Origin of the sequence: Hahella sp. HNIBRBA332 (assembly GCF_030719035.1) — a bacterium.
In the GTDB taxonomy this organism is placed as follows: domain Bacteria; phylum Pseudomonadota; class Gammaproteobacteria; order Pseudomonadales; family Oleiphilaceae; genus Hahella.
Genome location: NZ_CP132203.1, coordinates 6,642,239 through 6,659,060, shown reverse-complemented (window position 1 = coordinate 6,659,060; position 16,822 = coordinate 6,642,239). Strand labels below are relative to the sequence as shown.

Here is a 16,822-nt window from a genome sequence, read left to right as displayed (position 1 = left end):
GAGAGCCGCGGCGTCCAATAAAACCTTGAAGATAGCATCCGGATGCATTGTGTTATGCTAATTTCTAAGCAACAGGCGAAAACAAACAACCATACGATTAGGGGGCGCTGTGTCTCAAACCTCACAAACCGCAGGCTTGGTGTTAACCGGCGGTGGAGCGCGAGCAGCTTATCAGGTAGGGGTATTGAAAGCCATTTCCGATCAGTTACCGGATCTTCATTATCCGTTTCCGGTCATTTGCGGCGCCTCCGCCGGCGGCATCAACGCAGTTGGCCTCGCCAGCAGTGGCGATATTTTCCGACATAGCGTCGAACGCCTGGAAAGTTTGTGGAGTGAGTTACGCACGGAACAGGTGTACCGCTCAGATTTCTGGGGCATGGCCAAGCGCATGGGGCACTTTGTAAAGTCTTTTCTAAGCGGCGACGACAAAGAGATCCCCGCCTCCATGCTGGATAACGCCCCCCTGCGAGATTTCCTGACCACACATACGGACTTCAACCGGCTGCGGGAAGCTCTCGCCAGTCCGGAAGGCATCCGCGCCGTCTGTCTCACCGCCTGCGGCTATCGCAGCGGCCAAAGCGTCAGCTTTTTCGAAGCGCCGCCGGACGTCCAGGGCTGGCACCTGGGGCAACGGGTTGGCGTGCGCTGTGAGCTGGGCGTCGACCACCTGTTGGCGTCTGCGGCCATTCCGACGATTTTTCCTCCCGTGAAAATCAATCGAGAGTACTTCGGCGATGGCGTGGTGCGCAATATGGCGCCGCTCAGTCCGGCAGTGCATCTGGGTTGTGACCGCATACTGGTCATCGGCGTCAGCGCCAACCGGGTTTGCGCGCCTGTACGCCGCACAAGCGGCAAGTACCCTTCTTTGGCGCAGATCATGGAACACATGCTAAATGGCGCATTTATCGACACCATGGAGAATGACATCGACCGCGCCCTCATTATCAACCAACTGTTGAAACTGGCCCCGGAGGAAAGCTTGCGCGAGGCCGGCATCAGTATGCGCCCTTTAGAGATGCTGGTGATTTCCCCCAGCCAACCTATTGATGAGATCGCCGCCCGGCATGCCGGGGAGCTTCCGAAAGCAGTGCGTCAGTTTCTGGGTCAAGGCAAACCCAATCAGGAGGGCGGCGCCAGCCTCGCCAGCTATTTACTGTTTGAAGGCCCTTTTATGCGGGATCTGATTAAACTCGGCTATCAGGACGCTCAGGCCCATGCCCGGCAGATTGAAAATTTTTTCAGTCAGTAAGCGACGCCAGTTGCAGCCGCCCGGAAAAGCGGCATAATCTGGGGCCCTTGGCCTGCATGCCCGGTAGCAGTTGTACACCTTTTTAGAGCTTCAAGAGATTCCATGACCCAGCGTCCTGACCTAATCCGCCACTGGCTCGCCGAGCACTTCGGCGACGACCAGTTCGACGTCAGCTTTTTATCCGGCGACGCCAGTTTCAGACGTTATTTTCGCGTTACCCGCGAACAACGCGTGTTTGTATTGATGGACGCCCCACCAGCGCAGGAAGACTGCCGTCCATTCATCACCATCGCCCGCAGCTGGCGCGCCAAAGACATTCGGGTTCCTGAAATTTATGCGGAAAACCTCAAAGACGGCTTTTTATTGCTGGAGGACTTCGGCGACCGTCTGTTTGGAAACGCCATCGCCGACGCACCGGAGCAGCAGGTAGATCAGCTATATCGTCAGGCGATCGACGCTCTGCTCCCTATCCAGACAGCCGCGGACATTGAGGGTTACGCCCTACCCACTTATGACGAAGCCATGCTGCGCTTTGAAATGAGCATATTCCGCGAGTGGCTATTGGAGAAAAAACTGGGATTCAACCTCGACCCCACCGAAACGGAGTATCTCGACCACTGCATGAATCGTCTGGTGGAAAGCGCTCTGGAGCAGCCAGTAGTGGTCACTCATCGCGACTACCACTCCCGCAATCTGCTTATTCCCGACGAGGGCGATCTGGGAATCATCGACTTTCAGGGCGCAGTCAAAGGCCCCCTGGCTTATGACTTGGCCTCATTGCTAAGAGACTGCTACGTAAAATGGCCCCGTGAAAAAGTGGAAGCCTGGAGCCGCTATTATTACGCGCAAGTCGATCCCGCTTTATTAAGTGGCGCAGACTTCGCCACCTTCACCCGTTGGTTCGACTGGATTGGCGTGCAACGTCACCTGAAGGCCGCCGGCCTTTTCGCCCGCCTCTCACTTCGTGACGGCAAACATGGCTATCTGGCCGATATCCCGCGCACGCTCAACTACATTATTGAGGTGGCGAGCAAATACGACGAGTTCACCGAAATCAACGAATGGATCCAGGAACGTCTGGCTCCCGCTGTCAGACTACTGGAAAGCAACCCGGAGGTTGTCCTATGCGCGCAATGATTCTAGCCGCAGGTCTCGGAACGCGCATGCGGCCATTGACCGAAAATTTACCCAAGCCGCTGCTACAGGCGGGAGATAAGTCTCTGATCGAGCACATTATCGATGCATTGAAGCGCGCCGGCGTCACTGAGCTGGTTATCAATCACGCCTGGCACGGAGATAAACTGAAGCAGTTTCTGGGAGACGGCTCAAGCTTTGGTGTAAGCATTCACTACTCCCCAGAAGGCTCGCCTTTAGAGACCGCCGGCGGCATCAAGAAAGCCTTACCGCTGTTGGACGACGGCGCGGACAGCCCATTTGTAGTGGTGAATGGCGACATTTGGAGCAATTACAACTTTGCTGGTCTGGTTAACCGCCAGTTTTCAAGCGAGGACCTTGCCCATCTGGTGCTGGTGGAGAATCCCCCCCATAACCAAACTGGCGATTTCCAACTGGGCGATAACGAACGCGTGCTTCCCCGCGGCCCAAGCAAACTGACTTTTTCAGGCATAGGCGTTTACCGTCCCAGCCTGCTCGCCAGTGTGCCCAGTGGGGTTTACCCGTTGGCTCCCGTTCTGCGGGCGGCGATCGCCAAAGGTAAAGTCAGCGGCGAGCATTTCAATGGACTGTGGTTTGATATTGGCACGCCGGACCGTCTGCAATGGCTGGATGAACAGTTGACGAAAGCCGCCTTTTGATCGCATTCTGCACAAGCACTTTTAAAGGAATCATTCAGGCGCAGCTGTAAACGCCATAACCGCAATCACGCATAGGAGCGGACGATGTGGTGGGGTAAGTTTTTCGGCAGTGTAATGGGATTTATGTCTGGCGGCCCGTTCGGCGCCGCCTTCGGTATCTGGCTGGGCGATAAGTTCGACCAGACCATGCAGCCTTTCGCCCCTGGGTGGCGACTCAACTTTAATAATCACGAAAGCGCCAGGGCGCTGAACGGCCTGTGCCGCATATTGGGTAACATCAGCGCATCGACGGAAGCGCATAAATACGACCTTCAGCCCCTACTGGAAGCCCGCGTTGTCAGTCTCGCCCATTTTCTCGCCCTGGATGAAGTACGCCAGAAACGCTGCCACGCTGCCTTTTTTAAAGGCGCATCCCAAGACTTCAACTTAATGGGGGAAGTGCGCGAGTTTCGTCAGGCGAACCGTTTTCACCCATACAACATCGCTTTATTACTGAACCTGGCTATCCAGATATCGATTGCGGAGGGCGAACCGGGCGCCGCCGCGCGTGACGCCCTGGAAACACTGCGACAGGGCCTGGGAATCAGTCGCAGTGAATTTGAGTATATCTTTCAGGAGATCCTCAAGACGCGTCGTCAGCAGGGCCACTCCCATAAACATAGCCTAAGCGACGCTTATCGTACGCTTGGCGTCAGCGAAAACGCTGACGCACAGCAGATCAAACAAGCCTATCGCCGCCTGATGAATCAGTTTCATCCCGATAAATTAATGGCGCGTGGAGCGTCGATCAATGAAGTGGAACGCGCCAAAGAAATCGCTCAGCAAATTCAGCAGGCCTACGCACAAATAAAAAGTACGCTCAAAGCCGTTTAGCCTGCTTCTTCATTCCCGGCGCATGGAAGGTCAGCCAACTCTCTACTTTACGGGTGACCTGGCCGTCCTCTGACGATGGAATCAGGCTCAAACCGCTCATCCCCTCCACGCGATAGCCTTGCATGCTGTTGCGACGTGCGAAATCCCGTCTTTGCATGGCGTTTCGGCTTTGCAGGTTCAGAGCAGAGTCGTACAGATCAAGCACTTGCAATGAGAAAAAGCCCGGCGCCTTTTCTTTAATTTCTTCCAGCAGCCCCTCACCGACCTCGGCATTGATCCATATCATGGACAGCCCTGACGCCATGCTTTGCGGATTAGCCAATACATAGCGCAGCATAGCGTCAACGCCGCTGCCGACACCCAGCAACACCTTGTTTTCCTGCCCGAACGCGCTGAGCTGTTGCATGCCCAACTCGATCCTTTCGGTATTTCCAACTGTCGCTTCCGCGGGCTCCTCGGCGGTCTCCGCAGTCGTATCCCCTTCCCCGCTGACATCAATATCCACGCCTTCAGCCGCCTGTTGCTGTTCGAGCTGCTCAGTCGCTTCATTGGTCTCCGCCAATTGCTCCGGCGTTAGCGTTTCCAATTGGCGTGAACCGGTATTCTCCGGGGCGTCTCCGGCAGCCGGTTTCGTCGGCGCCAAGGGAAATTCTTTATCACTCGCGGATAACAAAACGCGTTTGGGCGTTTTAGCTTCGGCCGGAGGAGTCAGCGCAATAGACAGGGTGTGCCAGCCTTCGTCCGGCAACTCATTTCGCAGCGAATGAATAAACTGCGGCCAGTCTGGATGCTGACCGCGATCATGCAACAACATGACTGCGCCTTGTTGCTCCGCCACATTTGCAGGTTTATACAGAGCCAGCATAGCGCTGGCGTCGCCCTGTTTGCCGTTGAGCCACAACACCTGACTGCCAGGAAGGCTTTTCGCGAGGGAAAGCAGCATACTCACCTGTGGGTTCAACGCCGGTTTCCTCTGCGGCGCAGGTTCAGATGCAGCTTTGCTGCTGCTCTCCTCGGCGGGTTCTTCCTCCGCTTGCGCGGGAACGGCGCCGAGAAGCAGGCATCCCACAACGATTCCAGTAATGATTCTCGCCATAAAACAGCGCCCATACGCCTGTTAGCACATTTGGGTCGGAACTCCGCGCCGACCTGGGTTTTAAAAGCATAGCACGATACAATACCCCGCATTTCAAGCGACCGCGACCGGAAGCCATTGCGGCGACGGCGCCTTAATCATACCGGAGACTTTCCCCATGGCTGATCCATTGATCGCTCCTTCGATTCTGTCCGCAGACTTCGCCAGATTGGGCGAAGAAGTTGTCAACGTGCTGGAGGCGGGAGCTGACATCGTGCACTTCGATGTCATGGATAATCACTACGTTCCGAACCTCACTATTGGCCCAATGGTGTGTTCAGCCTTAAGGAAACATGGCGTGACAGCCCCCATCGACGTGCATTTGATGGTCAAGCCGGTTGACGCAATGATCGCGTCTTTCATTGAAGCCGGCGCCACTTATATCACCTTCCACCCGGAAGCTTCCGAGCACATTGATCGCTCCCTGCAATTGATTCGCGACGGCGGCTGCAAAGCCGGCCTGGTGTTCAATCCCGCCACCCCCTTGCACTATATGGATTACGTGATGGATAAGTTGGATATGGTGCTGTTAATGTCAGTCAACCCTGGCTTCGGCGGACAGGCTTTCATCCCTGCTACGCTGGACAAATTGCGTGAAGCCCGCGCAAAAATCGACGCCAGCGGATTACCGATTCGCTTGGAAATCGACGGCGGCGTAAAAGTGGACAACATTCGCGAGATTGCTGCAGCAGGCGCAGACACTTTTGTCGCCGGCTCCGCCATCTTCAATACCGACGATTACGCAGCGACCATCGCCAGAATGCGCGACCAGATCGCCTTGGCGCAGTCCGTTTAACCCTAAGCAACAAGGACTTTACGGAAGCATGCCTGACCTTTTGATCCCCAGTTACGAAAGCGGCCTGCCCAAATTAGCGTTATTCGATCTGGACGGCACACTGATCGATTCAGCGCCCGATTTGGCGGATGCGGTGGATTTTATGCTGGAGCAATCCGGTTTCAGGGCGGCGGGGGAAGCGTTAGTGCGGGAATGGGTCGGCAATGGCGCGCCGATGCTGATCAAACGCGCATTGGCGCACGCACTGGATCTGGAAGATTCGCAACAGGTCGCGGATGCGCAATTCCAAGCCGCGGCAGCAATCTTCTACGATCGCTATGACGAATACTGCTGCATGCGTACTCGCATTTATCCGGGCGCAGAAGAGTTGTTGCAGCATTGGCGCGATCAGGGTGTAACGATGGGAATTGTCACTAATAAGCCAGCCCGATTTACCCAGCCGATATTGCAGACCCTCAAAATGGAGCAATATTTCGCTATCAGTTTGTCCGGCGACTCCCTGCCCGTCAAAAAGCCAGATCCAACGCCACTCCTGCATGCATGCGAAGCCTTACAGGCTCAACCGCAGACCACGCTGATGATCGGCGACTCCATCAATGACGTCCAGGCCGCCCGCCGCGCGGGAATGAAAATCGCCTGCGTCACTTATGGCTACAACCATGGCGAAGACATCCGTGACGCAAATCCGGATTGGGTCATGGACTCACTCATTGAGTTGAAGTAACTCAGGGCAGGATGCGCGATCAGTGTCTAGTCCTGAAATAGACGCAAACTCTATTCAGGACGGGTCACAGAAAAAACAAAGGCCGTCCCTGCAGCACAAGCAGAGGACGGCCTTTTTTATTTGCCGTTAGCTGAGAGAAACAGGCGCTAAAGCGCCCACTTCAAACGAGATGGATCAGGAAGGCTGCCAAGCCGCAGCGATCGCGGCATTCACCTGACTACGCTCTTCATCGGTCAACGTAATCTCTCCGCCTGTTGGCGCGCCGAAAGCAGCCATGGCGTTAACCAACGCCTCTACTTTAGAGTGGTCAAGCATGGCGTCCTGGGTGTGGATTTCTTCGATTTGGTAATAGCTGTTTGCGTACCAGTTATTGATACGTACGCTATCACCAGAAGAGCCAAGCAGTTGAATATCAAGAGCACTACCATTGCGGGACAGCCAAAGGTTTTCAGCTTCGATTCCCGCTCCAAGATTAAGACGGTTCGTCAAGCTATGATCGTCATCATAATTATGGATCTGATCCTGACCATCACCCAGATTGAATTCAAAGACGTCCGCGCCCTGCTCGCCGTTCAGTACGTCATTGCCTGCGCCGCCGTGCAGGACATCCGCGCCCGTGCCGCCGATCAGCGTGTCGTTCCCCGCGCCGCCCTGCAGCACGTCGTCGCCGTCTTTCCCTTCCAGGCGGTCATTCCCTTCCCCTCCTTCCAGACGGTCGTCGCCCAATCCGCCATTCAGCGTATCGTCGCCCGCACCGCCCAGCAGCTCGTCATCGCCGCCTTCGCCTATCAGGGTGTCGTTCCCGCCCAGCCCTTCCATGCGATTGCGCTCGTGCGTTCCATACACCGTGTCGTTCCCTTCCGTCAGGCCCGCGATCTTCACTTCCCTCTGCTCTTTCAACAGATCCTGCAGCAGCATCGCCGCGCCTTCGATCTCGATCTCTTCGATCTGATAAACATCACGAGAATAGTGGTTCTTGATCGTCACCTGCTCGCCGCCGGTTCCTATCGTCATCACCAAGTCCGCTCCATGACGCGTAAAGCTCAAGTCTTCTTTCTTGATCCCCGCGCCCAGTTTCAGGCGGTTCATCACGCTAGACGTATCGTCGTAGTTGAAGATCTGATCCTGGCCGTCGCCCAGATTGAATTCAAAGACGTCCGCGCCCTGCTCGCCGTTCAGCACGTCATTGCCTGCGCCGCCGTGCAGGACATCCGCGCCCGTGCCGCCGATCAGCGTATCGTTCCCCGCGCCGCCCTGCAGCACGTCGTCGCCGTCTTTCCCTTCCAGGCGGTCATTCCCTTCCCCTCCTTCCAGACGGTCGTCGCCCAATCCGCCATTCAGCGTATCGTCGCCCGCACCGCCCAGCAGCTCGTCATCGCCGCCTTCGCCTATCAGGGTGTCGTTCCCGCCCAGCCCTTCCATGCGATTGCGCTCGTGCGTTCCATACACCGTGTCGTTCCCTTCCGTCAGGCCCGCGATCTTCACTTCCCTCTGCTCTTTCAACAGATCCTGCAGCAGCATCGCCGCGCCTTCGATCTCGATCTCTTCGATCTGATAAACATCACGAGAATAGTGGTTCTTGATCGTCACCTGCTCGCCGCCGGTTCCTATCGTCATCACCAAGTCCGCTCCATGACGCGTAAAGCTCAAGTCTTCTTTCTTGATCCCCGCGCCCAGTTTCAGGCGGTTCATCACGCTAGACGTATCGTCATAGTTGAAGATCTGATCCTGGCCGTCGCCCAGATTGAATTCAAAGACGTCCGCGCCCTGCTCGCCGTTCAGCACGTCATTGCCTGCGCCGCCGTGCAGGACATCCGCGCCCGTGCCGCCGATCAGCGTGTCGTTCCCCGCACCGCCCTGCAGCACGTCGTCGCCGTCTTTCCCTTCCAGGCGGTCATTCCCTTCCCCTCCTTCCAGACGGTCGTCGCCCAATCCGCCATTCAGCGTATCGTCGCCCGCACCGCCCAGCAGCTCGTCATCGCCGCCTTCGCCTATCAGGGTGTCGTTCCCGCCCAGCCCTTCCATGCGATTGCGTTCGTGCGTTCCATACACCGTGTCGTTCCCTTCCGTCAGGCCCGCGATCTTCACTTCCCTCTGCTCTTTCAACAGATCCTGCAGCAGCATCGCCGCGCCTTCGATCTCGATCTCTTCGATCTGATAAACATCACGAGAATAGTGGTTCTTGATCGTCACCTGCTCGCCGCCGGTTCCTATCGTCATCACCAAGTCCGCTCCATGACGCGTAAAGCTCAAGTCTTCTTTCTTGATCCCCGCGCCCAGTTTCAGGCGGTTCATCACGCTAGACGTATCGTCATAGTTGAAGATCTGATCCTGGCCGTCGCCCAGATTGAATTCAAAGACGTCCGCGCCCTGCTCGCCGTTCAGCACGTCATTGCCTGCGCCGCCGTGCAGGACATCCGCGCCCGTGCCGCCGATCAGCGTGTCGTTCCCCGCACCGCCCTGCAGCACGTCGTCGCCGTCTTTCCCTTCCAGGCGGTCATTCCCTTCCCCTCCTTCCAGACGGTCGTCGCCCAATCCGCCATTCAGCGTATCGTCGCCCGCACCGCCCAGCAGCTCGTCATCGCCGCCTTCGCCTATCAGGGTGTCGTTCCCGCCCAGCCCTTCCATGCGATTGCGCTCGTGCGTTCCATACACCGTGTCGTTCCCTTCCGTCAGGCCCGCGATCTTCACTTCCCTCTGCTCTTTCAACAGATCCTGCAGCAGCATCGCCGCGCCTTCGATCTCGATCTCTTCGATCTGATAAACATCACGAGAATAGTGGTTCTTGATCGTCACCTGCTCGCCGCCGGTTCCTATCGTCATCACCAAGTCCGCTCCATGACGCGTAAAGCTCAAGTCTTCTTTCTTGATCCCCGCGCCCAGTTTCAGGCGGTTCATCACGCTAGACGTATCGTCGTAGTTGAAGATCTGATCCTGGCCGTCGCCCAGATTGAATTCAAAGACGTCCGCGCCCTGCTCGCCGTTCAGCACGTCATTGCCTGCGCCGCCGTGCAGGACATCCGCGCCCGTGCCGCCGATCAGCGTATCGTTCCCCGCGCCGCCCTGCAGCACGTCGTCGCCGTCTTTCCCTTCCAGGCGGTCATTCCCTTCCCCTCCTTCCAGACGGTCGTCGCCCAATCCGCCATTCAGCGTATCGTCGCCCGCACCGCCCAGCAGCTCGTCATCGCCGCCTTCGCCTATCAGGGTGTCGTTCCCGCCCAGCCCTTCCATGCGATTGCGTTCGTGCGTTCCATACACCGTGTCGTTCCCTTCCGTCAGGCCCGCGATCTTCACTTCCCTCTGCTCTTTCAACAGATCCTGCAGCAGCATCGCCGCGCCTTCGATCTCGATCTCTTCGATCTGATAAACATCACGAGAATAGTGGTTCTTGATCGTCACCTGCTCGCCGCCGGTTCCTATCGTCATCACCAAGTCCGCTCCATGACGCGTAAAGCTCAAGTCTTCTTTCTTGATCCCCGCGCCCAGTTTCAGGCGGTTCATCACGCTAGACGTATCGTCATAGTTGAAGATCTGATCCTGGCCGTCGCCCAGATTGAATTCAAAGACGTCCGCGCCCTGCTCGCCGTTCAGTACGTCATTGCCTGCGCCGCCGTGCAGCACATCCGCGCCCGTGCCGCCGATCAGCGTGTCGTTCCCCGCGCCGCCCTGCAGCACGTCGTCGCCACCACCGCCTTCCAAGCGATCATTGCCAGCTAAGCCGATTAAAATATTAAAACCGGAGTCGCCTTTTTCTGTGGTATCTGCATCGGATAAGTTGGAGATATCGCCGCTAAATCTATTGATATGCTGAATTAGCTCATCAACCGCCGCCTCGCCATTTACTCTCCGCAAGCGCTCCAGTTGAGACTCAAGTATGGCGACGCCATTGCGCCAGCCAGCCTTAAAAAGCCTTTCTCCATTAAAGTGGAATAATTCAGCAACGTCATAAGTAGCGTTTAATAAATCAGCACTTTCTTTCTGCTTTATAAATTCTTCCAGACCGCTAAAGTCCACACCTAACTCACCATTATCATTGACGTTAAGCTGCAATTTATCCAGATACGGCTTAAGGCGAGTCTGACTCGTCAATGAGGAATATATCGAAGACGATAAAAGCTGATATGACTTATCTATAAAGGCTATTTGCTGCTCACTAAAACCAAAGGCTTTTTGCGTAATAATAACGGGTCCAAAAGCTATCCCCATTCTATATCTGCGTCCTGTACTTCCAACGCTAAGGCGTACATCTGAGATTCCTTTCTTTTGATCTTCTTCAAATCCAAATTCAAAAAAGTTTTCACCGTTAAATACTTCCAGGACTCGAATCTTCGCCAGAGTATTGAGCTGAGCATCAGCTGCATAGTCTCCGACTTTCAAGTCATATCCTGAGATAGTATTAAGGTAATTAGGCCTATCCGATGTACCTCCAGAACTGCTATTGCTATCTTTATCAACAATCCATACATCTGCAGTATTTGTAGACTCAGGGTTCGATATTCTAAACTCAACATCCCGAATTCCCATCTTAGCGTCAGCGATGCGCTCCAACCAGTCATCGAAGTCGGCGCTATCCGCCCACACATCTATTAGCTTATCCAACAGTCCAAGCTGGGCCTCCCTGGTCGATGCGTTTGCATATTCGGTCAGCACTTCCGCCAGGTCTGAATTTAATGCCGCAGCCTCGACCAGGTCGCGCACGGCGCCTGATCCCGCCATATCAGGCAATCCCTGAAGGGTTTCCGGGATGGCGATCGTGTCCGTGAATTCTCTATAAAAATTATTCGATGACAGGTTTAAACTTTCCGCCGCTCCCGTTTCCCCGGTTGTTCCGTCAGATTTCGTAAATTGACCTTGCGCTATTGATTGGTTGCCATTTCCAACATTAATGGTCCCTTCCTTATGGGATGTACCAATTGCAGTGATACCCAAATCTGACAGTTTGAAAAGTTCATTGGCCTGACTTTCGCCGTCCTGATTCAAATCTCTCCATACACGAAGATTCCCAAACTGGGCGTCACTTGCATTAACAACACCATCATCGTTGCTGTCCATGTCCGCCAATGCGTCAAAACCATCTTTGGCTTTATCTCCATTAGCCTTGATGGTGTTGTCTCCAAACAGCTCTGAACCATTATCCACAACGCCATTGTCATTACGATCCAATACTAAGATACCATCATCGGACTTAATCCAACCTGATGCATTCTTAATACCATCGCCATCATGATCGAAAAGGACAGAACCATCCGCCGGGGTTGTTTCTATACCGTCGCCATCTAAGTCCAATATCAAGGGATCTTTTCGTGGCGCCCAGTTTTTTGCGTTATTAAAATGAGTTGACACCCCTCCATTAACGGCTTGGTCGACATATCCGTCAATAATGCTTCCTCTGTCACGTAGTTGTCGATATGCATTACCAATAGCAGTATCTGAATTAGCAATCCACTCTTCTGGATCAAGTGAAATAGAGAATTCGACAGGTTCTATAATTGTAAATCCTGCTACTTTAAACTCTATTTTTGTATTTAAATTTGCTGTATTGAAATCAACAGAAGTTTTAATTCCCGCCTCAAACAAGCCTCCAAATAACTTACCACTCCATTGCAAAGAAACGTTATCTATTTTGGCCTCACCGCCTTCAAGATGCCCTGAAACGGTTACTTTCCCTGAGTTGCTAACAGGTAAAATCCTAAATGTTTCTTGTGCAACAGAAAGTGACCATTTTCCATTCCCATGCATAGAAAAATTTGAGTCTCTAAACCCAGCCGGCAATGAAAACGAGGAATTAGATATATCTTTGACATCTAACGAGGCACTTGCGCCAGTAGAGTTAGATGCTTTAATTGAATTTGTCGACGGAGATATAGTTAAAGAATCACCATTACTTCCTTTCACGGTTAAATTTCCGCCATTCCTTTCAATCTTCACAAAACCACCTTTTCATAATCAATAAAAGTCATATAAATATAGATGCAAAAGGGCTCGCACATTACTTTAGGGCCGCTAGCACTGCAAATTTACTAACCCATTCCTCGTAAAACAGTCCAAGTCAACACAACTTCTTCTCCTCTCGGCGCTTCTATATAAGTAGCCAATGTACTTTTTGGCGTTTTCCATACCCCTAACTCTTGACCTACTTCCTCTTTAGATCTTGGTGAAACACCGACATAACGAAAGTTATCATCCAAATAAGACTTAAGGTCTCTGTGCTTTTCCACCTCGAAAGTCACTCTAAGGAAGCTATATCTGTCATCTCGAAAGAAAAAAGCAATATCCTTGGCGGGAACGCCATTGAGAGAAGATATACGCGTCCAACATACTCGATCACCCAAATTCGATGATTCATTACTGCAAACAAGGTAAAGATGCCCAAATTGCTGAACTAACTGGTTCTCCGTCCATCCTGGATCTGCGCTAAGATTTATATTAACGGTTGAATCAAATAGTATTGAGTCAGCGACTAAATCCAGAAACCAATCTGGCTTTTCTTCAGTTACTTTATTCCAAGCGAAATGCGCAACACCCGCCAAGATCAGGATTAACACCAAATTTCTCATATCACCTCTCCCCCAAACTCTCCTGCTTATACCGCAGCAACGGCGACAGGAAGTATTCAATCAAGCGTCTTTGACCGGTTTTGATTTCACTGGTGACGGACATGCCGGGGCTTAGGCGGACGTATTTGTTTTCCACCGTCAGTCCATCCTGTTTGAGTTTGAGTCTGGCTTTGTAGACCAGTCCGAGGTTTTCGTCCTGGATGGCGTCGTCGGAAAGATCGACGAGTTCTGCGTCGATAATTCCATACTTGGTGAAATTAAAGGTATCTACTTTTACTTCGGCGGACTGGCCTTCCTGAACAAAGCCGATGTCTTTGTTAAGCACTAACGCCTCGACTTCCATTTCACTGTGTTCAGGCACAATTAGCATCAGTTCCTGGGCTGGGGTCACAACGCCGCCAACTGTATGCACCGCCAATTGCTGCACGGTTCCATCTAGGGGAGCAGACAAGCGGGTTTGACGACTGCGTTGCTCCGCCTTGATGCGCTCCTCCTGCAGCGAGGCGGCGCGTGTATCTGCTTCCCGCCATTGCGCCAGCGTATTTTTGTACTGTTCATGCATCAGGGTTTCTTGCTGGGCTTGGTTCGCTGCGAGAGAAGCGCCAAGCTGCTTCAGGCGCGCTTGCTGTACCGCCAGATCCTGTTCGACTTCAATTAATTCCTGTTTTAGCTCCAGATATTGAACTCGCGAGCCCAGCTTACGGTTTTGCATGATATCCAGGGCATTCACCCGTTCCCGCAGCACTTCCAGGATACGGTTTTGTTTGGTGATCTCGGCAACGGTCATATCATGCTCCGCATTCAGCCGGGTCGCCTCTCGCTCCAAGGCATTCAAACGGGCAGTAAATTCAGCCGCTTCCTGTTGCAGTAAATTGCGATGCTGTTGCTGCAGAATAGCTGGCAGCGCCTCATCTTCCTGCATGACAGGAACGCCTTTCCGCTCCTGCTGCAGCCAATCAGCCATGGCTTTGTAGCGTTGCGCCTGAGCCGCGCTTTCCCGCCATTCGCCTTCCAGTCTGCGCAAATCCGCCTCCGCTTGCGCACCATCCAGGGTTATCAGCAAGTCGCCGGCTTTGACCAGCTGACCATCACTGACATGTATTTTGGATATGACCGCAGTTTCCAGCGGCTGAATGGTTTTGACTCTTTCACTGGGAATGACTTTGCCCTGAGTGACGGCGACAATGTCGATTTTGCCGAAGCATGCCCAGACCACGGCGATGCAAAATAACAGGACAATCGCCCATAGGATGGCTCTTCCCAAAGGCGACGCCGGCGTTTGCTCGATTTCAATCGCCGCAGGCAGGAACTCCAGAATTTCCTGCTGGGAAAGAATTTCTTTTTTCTGAGGCTGAGGTTGCGCCTGGCTCATTGCGCGCCTCCTTTTTCAGTATTGGCGATAACCGTTTCAGTTGGAGCCGGCGTCTCCACTTTACGTATCGCGGGGGTATGGTTCTGGTAGCTGTAGAGCTTGGTGTAGTAGCCGCCCTGCTGCAGCAATTGATCATGATTACCGCTTTCCACGATTTCGCCCTTATCCACGACAATAATGCGATCCGCCTGACGAACGGTGGAAAGCCGGTGAGCAATAATGAACACCGTGCGCCCGCGACACATATGCCGCATGTTTTCCTGAATGACTCGCTCAGATTCATAATCCAGGGCGCTGGTGGCTTCATCAAAAATCAGAATGCGCGGATTACAGATCAACGCTCTGGCGATGGCGATACGCTGACGCTGGCCTCCAGACAGAGACGCGCCCTGCTCACCCACGACCGTGTCGTAACCTTGCGGCAGCTGCACGATAAACTCATGAGCGCCAGCCAGTTTCGCAGCCTGGATAACGCGCTCCATGGGCAAACTTGGGTCAACCAGGGCAATGTTGTCTTTCACTGAGCGGTTAAAAAGGCGGTTTTCCTGTAACACGACACCGACCTGACGGCGTAACCAGGCTGGCTCCATTTGCGCCAGGTCCACGCCGTCCACCAATACTCTGCCGGCTTCAGGAACGTAGAGACGCTGCACCAGCTTGGTTAGCGTACTCTTCCCTGAGCCGGAGCGGCCGACGATGCCGATGACTTCTCCCGGTTTCACATCCAGGGACAGGTTACGCAAGATATGGGGCTGGTCGGGGCTATAACGGAAAGAGACATTCTCCAAACTGACTTGCCCCTGGATTTGCTGCAAGGTGGTGCGGTTGGGATTATGTCCAGGTTCCGTCGGCGTATTGAGAATGTCGCCCAGTCTCGCAATGGAGATACCCGCCTGCTGGAAGTCCTGCCAGAGTTGCACAAGCTTCAGAATTGGACCGCTGACGCGTCCCGCGATCATGTTAAATGCGATGAGCTGGCCGATGCTCAACTCGTTTTGCATCACCAACGTCGCCCCGATCCACAGAATTAATACCGTTACGATTTTATTAATCAACTGCGCCGACTGGCTGGCGATATTGCCAAGGTTATTCGCCTTAAAAGAAGCTGCAACATAGGCCGCCAGATTTTCTTCCCAGCGACGCTGCATCTGCGGCTCCACCGCCATGGCTTTGACTGTTTCCATGCCGGAGACGGACTCAGTGAGAAACGCCTGGTTTTCCGCTCCGCGCTTGAATTTCTCATCCAGACGATTGCGCAGGATTGGCGTGATATAGACAGACAGCGCCACATAGAAAGGTATCGAGCCCAGCACCACCCAGGTCAGGGTCGGGCTGTAAAAGTACATCACCACAAAAAAGACGATGGTGAAGAACAGATCGATCACCAGAGTCAACGCTGAACTGGTGATAAAATTGCGGATCGTATCCAACTCCCGCACCCTGGCGACGGTATTGCCCACCTGGCGCATCAGGAAGTAAGAAATCGGCAAGTGAATCAGGTGGTGATACAGCTTGGAGCCAAGCGTCACGTCGACCCGGTTGGTGGTATGGCTGAACACATAGTTCCGCAGGCCGTTCAACACCACATCAAATATAGAGAGGACAATCAGGCCGAAAGCGAGCACATCCAGTGTGGTTAAGCCCTTATGCACCAGCACTTTATCGATGATCACCTGGAAAAACAGGGGCGTAATCAACGCAAAAAGCTGAATGAAAAACGAGGCGATGATCACATCCCGCAACAGGGACTTATATTTGAGAATGGCGGGAATAAACCAACTGATATCGAACTTCCCGCTCATGCCCGGCAACACTGAACGTTTTGTAATAAGAATCAGGCGACCTGACCAGAGTTCCATAAACTCTTCTTTGGATAAAGTCTGCGGCCCCTGACCCGCCGGGTCCTGAATCAGAACTTTGTCTTCCGCCGCGCGCGCGAGCACGACAAAACGACCGTCCTGCGTCGCGGCTATCGCCGGCAGCGCGATATGCGCCAACTTCTCCCAGGAAGAAGTAAAGGCTTTGGCCTTCAACTTAAGATGTCGGGAAGCACGGATAAGCGCCTGTTCAGTAAAGGCGTTTTCGTGAGTACCGAAGTGGTGTTGAATCTGGGCGGGATCGGCGGCGACCTGGTGAAACCGGGCCAACATCACCAACGCAGCGAGGCCGGTATCCAACCTCCCTGTGGAATTTATTTCAGACATCCTGACTACCATGACAACTAACGGTGGGTGAGCGGGGGCGGATTATATTTTGATCACCCGCCTCTATCAACTATAAAAATGACAAACTGCAACGGCGT

Annotated in this window: 12 protein-coding genes; 7 read left to right on the top strand and 5 right to left on the bottom strand. The window is 53.7% G+C overall.

Going from position 1 to position 16,822, the window contains the following annotated elements; all coding sequences use genetic code 11:
• The first annotated feature begins 109 nt into the window (after positions 1-109).
• From O5O45_RS29670 to djlA, 4 genes are all read left to right on the top strand, one after another.
• Entirely contained in the window at positions 110-1,249 is a 1,140-nt protein-coding gene (locus O5O45_RS29670) for a patatin-like phospholipase family protein (RefSeq protein ID WP_305902869.1), read from the top strand.
• 102 nt (positions 1,250-1,351) lie between these two features.
• On the top strand, positions 1,352-2,386 hold the full coding sequence (locus O5O45_RS29665; protein ID WP_305902868.1) for an aminoglycoside phosphotransferase family protein: 1,035 nt from the start codon (positions 1,352-1,354) through the stop codon (positions 2,384-2,386).
• Positions 2,374-3,063 carry an N-acetylmuramate alpha-1-phosphate uridylyltransferase MurU gene (gene murU, locus O5O45_RS29660; protein WP_305902867.1) on the top strand — a complete coding sequence of 230 codons (690 nt, stop codon included), beginning with the start codon at positions 2,374-2,376 and terminating at the stop codon, positions 3,061-3,063. Before O5O45_RS29665 ends, murU begins: the two co-directional genes overlap by 13 nt.
• A gap of 84 nt (positions 3,064-3,147) precedes the next feature.
• Positions 3,148-3,936: a co-chaperone DjlA gene (gene djlA, locus O5O45_RS29655; protein WP_305902866.1), complete on the top strand. Its 789-nt coding sequence runs from the start codon at positions 3,148-3,150 to the stop codon at positions 3,934-3,936.
• Here the strand turns inward: djlA and O5O45_RS29650 are convergent.
• Positions 3,923-5,032, bottom strand: a complete 1,110-nt coding sequence (locus O5O45_RS29650) for a DUF3530 family protein (RefSeq protein WP_305902865.1) — start codon at positions 5,030-5,032, stop codon at positions 3,923-3,925. The two genes, djlA and O5O45_RS29650, sit on opposite strands and share 14 nt — an antisense overlap.
• Before the next feature lie 157 nt (positions 5,033-5,189).
• Between O5O45_RS29650 and rpe the strand changes: the two genes are divergently transcribed.
• Complete coding sequence (gene rpe, locus O5O45_RS29645; RefSeq protein ID WP_305902864.1) at positions 5,190-5,867, top strand: ribulose-phosphate 3-epimerase; 678 nt, start codon at positions 5,190-5,192, stop codon at positions 5,865-5,867.
• Positions 5,868-5,895: 28 nt separating this feature from the next.
• Positions 5,896-6,591 carry a phosphoglycolate phosphatase gene (locus tag O5O45_RS29640; RefSeq protein ID WP_305902863.1) on the top strand — a complete coding sequence of 232 codons (696 nt, stop codon included), beginning with the start codon at positions 5,896-5,898 and terminating at the stop codon, positions 6,589-6,591.
• Between the two features lie 174 nt (positions 6,592-6,765).
• Here O5O45_RS29640 and O5O45_RS29635 read toward each other — a convergent pair whose 3' ends face one another.
• Positions 6,766-11,883 (bottom strand): calcium-binding protein, encoded by a 5,118-nt coding sequence (locus O5O45_RS29635; RefSeq protein WP_305902862.1) that lies wholly within the window; start codon positions 11,881-11,883, stop codon positions 6,766-6,768.
• 88 nt (positions 11,884-11,971) lie between these two features.
• Here O5O45_RS29635 and O5O45_RS29630 point away from each other — a divergent pair, with 88 nt between their 5' ends.
• Positions 11,972-12,544 carry a hypothetical protein gene (locus O5O45_RS29630; RefSeq protein ID WP_305902861.1) on the top strand — a complete coding sequence of 191 codons (573 nt, stop codon included), beginning with the start codon at positions 11,972-11,974 and terminating at the stop codon, positions 12,542-12,544.
• A 67-nt stretch (positions 12,545-12,611) separates the two neighbouring features.
• On the opposite strand, the gene O5O45_RS29625 is transcribed toward O5O45_RS29630, so the two are convergent.
• Genes O5O45_RS29625 through O5O45_RS29615 form a run of 3 tightly spaced genes read right to left on the bottom strand, consistent with a single transcriptional unit; the run spans position 12,612 to position 16,724 of the window.
• Complete coding sequence (locus tag O5O45_RS29625; RefSeq protein WP_305902860.1) at positions 12,612-13,148, bottom strand: hypothetical protein; 537 nt, start codon at positions 13,146-13,148, stop codon at positions 12,612-12,614.
• A gap of 1 nt (position 13,149) precedes the next feature.
• The gene (locus tag O5O45_RS29620; protein WP_305902859.1) at positions 13,150-14,520 is read right to left on the bottom strand and encodes an HlyD family type I secretion periplasmic adaptor subunit; all 1,371 of its coding nucleotides are present in this window, start codon (positions 14,518-14,520) and stop codon (positions 13,150-13,152) included.
• The gene (locus O5O45_RS29615) at positions 14,517-16,724 is read right to left on the bottom strand and encodes a type I secretion system permease/ATPase (RefSeq protein WP_305902858.1); all 2,208 of its coding nucleotides are present in this window, start codon (positions 16,722-16,724) and stop codon (positions 14,517-14,519) included. The genes O5O45_RS29620 and O5O45_RS29615 overlap by 4 nt, the downstream gene beginning before the upstream one ends.
• Between the last annotated feature and the right edge of the window lie 98 nt (positions 16,725-16,822).

What these genes read in the sequence shown, in the direction of transcription:
- O5O45_RS29665 (WP_305902868.1), top strand. Translation starts at nt 1,352, where the DNA reads ATGACCCAGCGTCCTGACCTAATCCGCCACTGGCTCGCCGAGCACTTC.
- murU (WP_305902867.1), top strand. Translation starts at nt 2,374, where the DNA reads ATGCGCGCAATGATTCTAGCCGCAGGTCTCGGAACGCGCATGCGGCCA.
- djlA (WP_305902866.1), top strand. Translation starts at nt 3,148, where the DNA reads ATGTGGTGGGGTAAGTTTTTCGGCAGTGTAATGGGATTTATGTCTGGC.
- O5O45_RS29650 (WP_305902865.1), bottom strand. Translation starts at nt 5,032, where the DNA reads ATGGCGAGAATCATTACTGGAATCGTTGTGGGATGCCTGCTTCTCGGC.
- rpe (WP_305902864.1), top strand. Translation starts at nt 5,190, where the DNA reads ATGGCTGATCCATTGATCGCTCCTTCGATTCTGTCCGCAGACTTCGCC.
- O5O45_RS29640 (WP_305902863.1), top strand. Translation starts at nt 5,896, where the DNA reads ATGCCTGACCTTTTGATCCCCAGTTACGAAAGCGGCCTGCCCAAATTA.
- O5O45_RS29630 (WP_305902861.1), top strand. Translation starts at nt 11,972, where the DNA reads ATGCTTCCTCTGTCACGTAGTTGTCGATATGCATTACCAATAGCAGTA.
- O5O45_RS29625 (WP_305902860.1), bottom strand. Translation starts at nt 13,148, where the DNA reads ATGAGAAATTTGGTGTTAATCCTGATCTTGGCGGGTGTTGCGCATTTC.
- O5O45_RS29620 (WP_305902859.1), bottom strand. Translation starts at nt 14,520, where the DNA reads ATGAGCCAGGCGCAACCTCAGCCTCAGAAAAAAGAAATTCTTTCCCAG.
- O5O45_RS29615 (WP_305902858.1), bottom strand. Translation starts at nt 16,724, where the DNA reads ATGTCTGAAATAAATTCCACAGGGAGGTTGGATACCGGCCTCGCTGCG.